The following is a 5,962-nucleotide window of genomic DNA, read 5'->3' as shown; positions in this document are numbered from 1 at the left end:
AGCAGGCAGGTCTCGACTGAGCGGCTGGAGGAGTACCTCAATGGACGGGACCAGAACTTTATCACGCAGAGTGATCTCGTTCACTATGTCCAGTCGACGATGCACGCGAATACGGAGACGATCCGCCACAAGATGCTGGAGCTTGGCTGGCACAAGGTCTCGGTCAAGTGGGGCGGTGTGGACTACGCTCGTGTGGTGTGGCTCCGGCCCGGCCATTCCGCCCAGAGAGGTGAGGTCGTCGGCCCCGATGGCTCACGACAGCCGATTAGCGATGACGTGGAGGTCGACCTATGAGTTACCTGCTGATTGAGCCGACGGAGCGCTGGCTGGCCGATGTGATCCGGAACCACCACGAGGAGGCCCTGAAACGGGTCTCCGCATTGCTCCAGAATGCTACGGAGACGCCTGAGGGCTGCTTGGTGACCCCGGGGCCATCCCGCCGCAAGGTTCGCTTCAGGGGCCACCAGACGCGCGCCTATCGCCTCATCTATGCAGTGACCCATAGCGAGGTGCTGACCTTCGATGATGTGGTTCGCCATCGGTGCCACAACGGTCTATGCATCAATCCTGACCATCTGGAGGTTGGGACGAGGGCCGACAACAAGCATGACGACTGGGAGGTTGCTGCCTATGGCGTGGACTTCGACATGCTGTAGCGTGGCATAGCCTCGTGAGGCTGCTCTGGTCGCCACCCGTTTCACCCGTTGTGGATGAGATGGGGGTGGCTGGGGCAGCGTTTGGGGCACTTTCGAAGCACAGGTCAGGAAAAGTCGTTGCAGCGCAAGACGTCACGAGCTTTGCGAGTGACTGGCTGGGGTGGTAGGATTCGAACCTACGATCTCCTGTACCAAAAACAGTTGCCCTACCGCTAGGCCACACCCCAATCGTGTCGCGGTAATTACTCTGGACCTTGGCGCGGTTCAAGAGCGGAAGGCAAAAAAAACGTGTCGAACCGTGAATTGTCAGCTAGAGGTCTGATTTTCAAAGATAAACAACATAAAAAATCGTGGGACGCCTATTCAAACACCTCATCGGCGGCCACGCCCCAGAGGGCCGATTTGGGGGCCCAGCCGTCATATCCGGCGGCGGAAATCTCGCACCAGTCGGGCTCGCATTCTTCGAGTCGCGCGATCACGCCGCTTTCAAGCTGTGCGGCGACCATTGCGCCGGGCTCGGGTTTGGCCAGAATATCGAGCATGTCCTGCTCGACAATCGCGGTGCGCACGCCTGACAATAGCGAGTAATGCACCCAGCCCCCCGCGCCATCGCGGTCGCGCACACGGCGCCAATGACCATGTTCCGCGGTGATCTCAAGCGGCATGTCACGACGCTTGAACACCCAGTCGATCCGATGGGTCAGGCTTGGGCCGCGCCGCACATTGCCCTCAGAGGCCTTCATCGACACGAACCGTGGCAGCGGCAGGTTGGTGACAGGCCCGCGCTCCTGTGCGCCCGCCGCCATTGGCAGCGACAGCACCAGCGCCATTAGGGCGGCAATACCTGATTTCATGGTCTTTATCCGATTTATGCTCGACAATATGCACGGGGTTCTTGTGCCCCGCTCGTTCCTGCGTCACTCTGCCAGTAACGCGCTTGAATTGCAAAGCACAAGGAGGGTCTTGATGCCATCTACACGCCTGAGTGTTGTCGTAACGCGACGCTTACCCGAGCCTGTTGAAAAACGGATGAGTGAACTTTTCGACCTTAAGTTGCCGGAACGCGATGAGCAGATGACGCGGGCCGACCTTATCAAGGCGGTGAAAGAGGCCGATGTTCTGGTGCCGACGCTGTGCGACAAGATTGATGCGGGGGTGATTGCCCAGGCCAGTGACCGGCTCAAGCTGATTGCGAATTATGGCGCGGGCGTCGATCATATTGATGTTCACACCGCGCGCCAGCATGGGATTCTGGTGTCAAACACGCCCGGCGTGTCGGCCGATGACACCGCCGATATGGCGCTCGCGCTGATCCTGAGCGTGACCCGGCGTTTGCCCGAGGGGTTTGCGCGGATGCAGGCGGGCGAATGGCAGGGCTGGTCGCCCAATGCGCTGCTTGGCGGTCGGGTGTCGGGGCGCCGTCTTGGTATTCTTGGCATGGGCCGGATCGGGCAGGCGGTGGCGCGGCGCGCGGCGGCCTTTGGCATGCAGATCCATTATCACAACCGCCGCCGGTTGCGCCCCGAGATCGAACAGGAACTTGGCGCGACCTATTGGGAAAGCCTTGATCAAATGGTCGCGCGCATGGATGTCATAAGCGTGAATTGCCCGCATACGCCCTCGACCTTTCACCTGATGAACGCGCGGCGTCTCAAGCTGATGAAGCCCGATGCGGTGATCGTGAACACCAGCCGTGGCGAGGTGATCGACGAAAACGCCCTCACACGGATGTTGCGGGCGGGCGAAATTGCCGGTGCCGGCCTTGATGTCTACGAGCGTGGCGCCGAGATCAACCCGCGTCTGCGTGAGCTCAAGAATGTGGTGCTCTTGCCGCATATGGGCTCGGCCACGCTTGAGGGGCGCATCGAGATGGGTGAAAAGGTTCTGGTGAATATCAAGACCTTTGACGATGGCCACCGCCCGCCTGATCAGGTTGTGCCGGCCATGCTTTGAACGGGGGAGGGTGGCCCGCGTGAACGCTCGCATCTTGCCGCGATTGGCCCTATGAGGGTGCCATGAACCCAGCCCAGCCCTTTGAGATTTTTCTTGCCGCCCCCCCCGGACTCGAGGCCGACCTGGCCGCAGAGGTCGCGGAAAAGGGCTTTGGCCCGACCACGCAGCATCCGGGCGGCGTTAGTTTTATGGGCGGCTGGCGCGAGGTGCAGCGCGCCAATCTTGAATTGCGCGGCGCCGGACGTGTGCTGGCGAGGATCGGATCGTTTCGCGCCTTTCACCTGGCGCAGCTTGACAAGCGATCACGCAAATTCGACTGGGCGGCCTATCTGCGCCCCGATGTGCCCCTGCGCGTCGAGGTGATCTGTCGCAAGTCGAAAATCTATCACGCCGGGGCCGCCAGCGAGCGGATCAAGCGCGCCATATCCGAGACGCTTGGCGCGCCGCTTGATGATACGGCCCCGCTGCGCCTGATGGCGCGGATCGAGGATGATCTTGTGACCTTCAGTCTTGATACCTCGGGCGAGCCATTGCACCGGCGCGGCTATAAAGAGGCGGTCGGCAAGGCGCCGATGCGCGAAACGCTGGCCGCGATGTTCCTGCGCGAGTGTGGCTATGACGGGACCGAGCCGGTTGTCGATCCGATGTGCGGCTCTGGCACCTTTCCGATCGAGGCGGCCGAGGTTGCGCTTGGGCTGTTGCCGGGGCGCGCGCGCCATTTCGCGTTTGAGGATATGGCCGGGTTTGACGCGCGCGCATGGGCGGCGATGCGCGCCGGTGATCCACCGCGCGACACAGCCCTGCGCTTTTATGGCTTTGACCGTGATGCCGGGGCGGTGCGCATGGCCACGGCCAATGCCGCGCGCGCGGGCGTCGATCACATCACAGAGTTCACCTGTCAGCCGATCAGCGCGCTTTTGCCCCCCGAGGGGCCGCGCGGCCTTGTCATGGTGAACCCGCCCTATGGTGCGCGGATCGGCAATCGCAAACTGTTGTTCGGCTTGTATGGCGCTTTGGGCGAGGTGTTGCGCACAAGGTTTCGCGGCTGGCGCGTCGGGATTGTCACAAGTGACGGCGGCCTTGCGCGCGCGACCGATCTGCCGTTCTTGCCCGGTGCGACCTCGGTGGCGCATGGCGGGCTCAAGATCACTTTGCACCGCACGGGGGTGCTGCGTTAAACCGGAAAATGGGGGCAATCATGCGCTTGAAGATGCTGGTGACGGGAATGTTTCTGATCTGGGCCCTTGGCCCGGTTCAGGCCCAACAGGCCGCGGATACAATCGCACCCGAAGGGCGCAGTGCGGGGCAGGGCGAGATTTCGGCGCTGCTGGCCCGGTCGCGCGCCCTCAAAGATGCCGGACAGCCGGTCGAGGCCAAGGACTGGATGATTGCCGCCGCCAACCCGCATGCGGTCGAGGCTGGCGCGCGGGTGCTGGCGGCTGGCGGCACGGCGGCCGATGCCATGGTCGCGGTTCAGGCGGTTCTTGGGCTGGTCGAGCCGCAAAGCTCTGGCCTTGGCGGCGGGGCGTTTCTGGTCTGGCATGACGGGGCGAGCGGCAAGATCACCACGCTTGATGGTCGCGAAACCGCGCCGCTGGCGGCCACGCCCCGGCTTTTTCTGGACGAGGCCGGTCAGCCGCTTGCGTTCTTTGACGCCGTGGTTGGCGGGCGTTCGGTTGGTACGCCGGGCACCCCCGCCCTGATGGCAGAAGCGCATGCCCGTTGGGGGCGCGCCGATTGGCCAGGGCTTTTTGACGAGGCGATCACACTGGCCGAAGATGGCTTTGCCGTAAGTCCGCGCCTTGCCAGCCTGATTGCAGGCGATGCCATGCGCCTGTCGCAGTTCGAGGATACGCGCGATTATTTCCTGCCCGGCGGCGTGCCGCTTGGCGTCGGACAGATCCTGCGCAACCCGGAGTATGCCGAGACGCTTCGCCTTTTGGCGACCAAGGGCGCGCCGGGGTTTTATACCGGCGAGATGGCGCTTGATATCACCGAGCGGGTTCAGCGGTCGGGCAAGAACTCTGGTGTGCTGGCCCCGCTTGACCTTGCGATCTACCGCGTCAAGGAGCGCGCCGCAGTCTGTTCGCCCTATCGCGGGTATGAGGTCTGCGGCATGGGGCCGCCGTCATCCGGTGCGGTGGCGGTGGGGCAGATTCTGGGTCTGCTTGAGGGCTTTGACCTTGCGGCGCTTGGGCCGGATACCCCCGAGGCATGGCGGCTTATCGGCGATGCCAGCCGTCTGGCCTTTGCCGACCGGGGGCGTTACCTCGCCGATAGCGATTTCGTGCCGGTGCCGGTCGAGGGGCTCTTGGCAAAGGGCTATCTCGCAGAGCGCGCCAGGCTGCTTGTGGGCGATGATGCCTTGCCCGAGGTGAGCCCCGGCCAGCCCGAGTTCGATCACGCCCTCGACTGGGGCGATGATCGCGCCATCGAGCTTCCCTCGACCTCGCATATCTCGATCTATGACCGCTATGGCAATGCCCTGTCGATGACCACGACGATTGAAAACGGTTTTGGCTCGCGTCTTATGGTGGGTGGGTTCCTGCTCAACAACGAGTTGACGGATTTCTCTTTTGCCAGCCATGAAAATGGCCTGCCTATCGCCAACCGGGTTGCGCCGGGCAAGCGGCCGCGCTCGTCGATGGCGCCGACGATCCTGCGCAAGGATGGCAAACCGGTCCTGATTATCGGAAGTCCGGGTGGCAGCCGGATCATCGGATATGTGGCCAAAAGCATCATTGCCTGGGTCGACTGGGGTCTGGATGTGCAGGCCGCCGTTGCCCTGCCGCATCTGGTGAACCGCTTCGGCGCTTATGATCTTGAGGTCGGCACAACAGCCGAGGCATTGGCCGCGCCGCTTGGCGACATGGGCTATGAGGTGAGCCCGCGCGATCTTACCTCTGGCCTGCATGCGATTGAGGTTGGTGACAGCCTGCGCGGCGGCGCCGACCCGCGCCGCGAGGGGCTGGCATACGGCGAGTGAGCACTCATCCTGCGCAGGGTCGCGCCGGCTGCGGCGCGATACATCAGGCGCGTTGATCGGGGGCAGGGGCCGCAGAAAAAGCGACAAGGGAATCGATGTCCCCTTTTTCGTCTTTGCGGCGACCATTTCGCCCGAATCTGGGTAAATACCTGTTCCTGTTGTTTTTATTTATCCCATGGATTGGGCGTGAGGGGATGTGAGACCCAAAATCCTATTCCCAAACCCCTTATTTTTAAGGGAAAAACGTGCAGATGCAGAAAAATTCAATTTTTGCCAAAAAAGGGGTTGCGGGTTTTGGTAAGTAACCGTAGAACCCCCTTCACCGGCGGCGCAGAGATGCACGACGGGGCGCCAAACGGACCAGACG

The 5,962-nt window shown here is 62.5% G+C and carries 6 protein-coding genes and 1 tRNA gene; 5 read left to right on the top strand and 2 right to left on the bottom strand.

All coding sequences use genetic code 11. The features are described from left to right. On the top strand, positions 1-294 hold a 294-nt coding region (locus BMZ91_RS21580), incomplete at its 5' end, for a hypothetical protein (RefSeq protein ID WP_177193949.1). After that, positions 291-656 carry an HNH endonuclease gene (locus BMZ91_RS20695; RefSeq protein ID WP_092842472.1) on the top strand — a complete coding sequence of 122 codons (366 nt, stop codon included), beginning with the start codon at positions 291-293 and terminating at the stop codon, positions 654-656. The genes BMZ91_RS21580 and BMZ91_RS20695, both read left to right, overlap by 4 nt. A 152-nt stretch (positions 657-808) precedes the next feature. Here the strand turns inward: BMZ91_RS20695 and BMZ91_RS20690 are convergent. Next, positions 809-883: transfer RNA gene (locus tag BMZ91_RS20690), tRNA-Gln, on the bottom strand. 132 nt (positions 884-1,015) lie between these two features. Continuing rightward, complete coding sequence (locus tag BMZ91_RS20685; RefSeq protein ID WP_092842471.1) at positions 1,016-1,510, bottom strand: SH3 domain-containing protein; 495 nt, start codon at positions 1,508-1,510, stop codon at positions 1,016-1,018. A 112-nt stretch (positions 1,511-1,622) separates the two neighbouring features. Between BMZ91_RS20685 and BMZ91_RS20680 the strand changes: the two genes are divergently transcribed. From BMZ91_RS20680 to ggt, 3 genes are all read left to right on the top strand, one after another. Continuing rightward, on the top strand, positions 1,623-2,609 hold the full coding sequence (locus BMZ91_RS20680; RefSeq protein WP_092842474.1) for a 2-hydroxyacid dehydrogenase: 987 nt from the start codon (positions 1,623-1,625) through the stop codon (positions 2,607-2,609). A 62-nt stretch (positions 2,610-2,671) separates the two neighbouring features. Next, complete coding sequence (locus tag BMZ91_RS20675; RefSeq protein ID WP_092842470.1) at positions 2,672-3,787, top strand: THUMP domain-containing class I SAM-dependent RNA methyltransferase; 1,116 nt, start codon at positions 2,672-2,674, stop codon at positions 3,785-3,787. Positions 3,788-3,807: 20 nt separating this feature from the next. Next, positions 3,808-5,595, top strand: a complete 1,788-nt coding sequence (ggt, locus tag BMZ91_RS20670; protein ID WP_092842473.1) for a gamma-glutamyltransferase — start codon at positions 3,808-3,810, stop codon at positions 5,593-5,595. The last annotated feature ends 367 nt before the right edge of the window (positions 5,596-5,962 follow it).

This window comes from Roseovarius lutimaris (assembly GCF_900115165.1).
GTDB classification, from domain to species: Bacteria; Pseudomonadota; Alphaproteobacteria; order Rhodobacterales; family Rhodobacteraceae; genus Roseovarius; species Roseovarius lutimaris.
The sequence above is the reverse complement of the archived record's forward strand: the minus strand, read 5'-3'. Positions and strand labels throughout refer to the sequence as shown.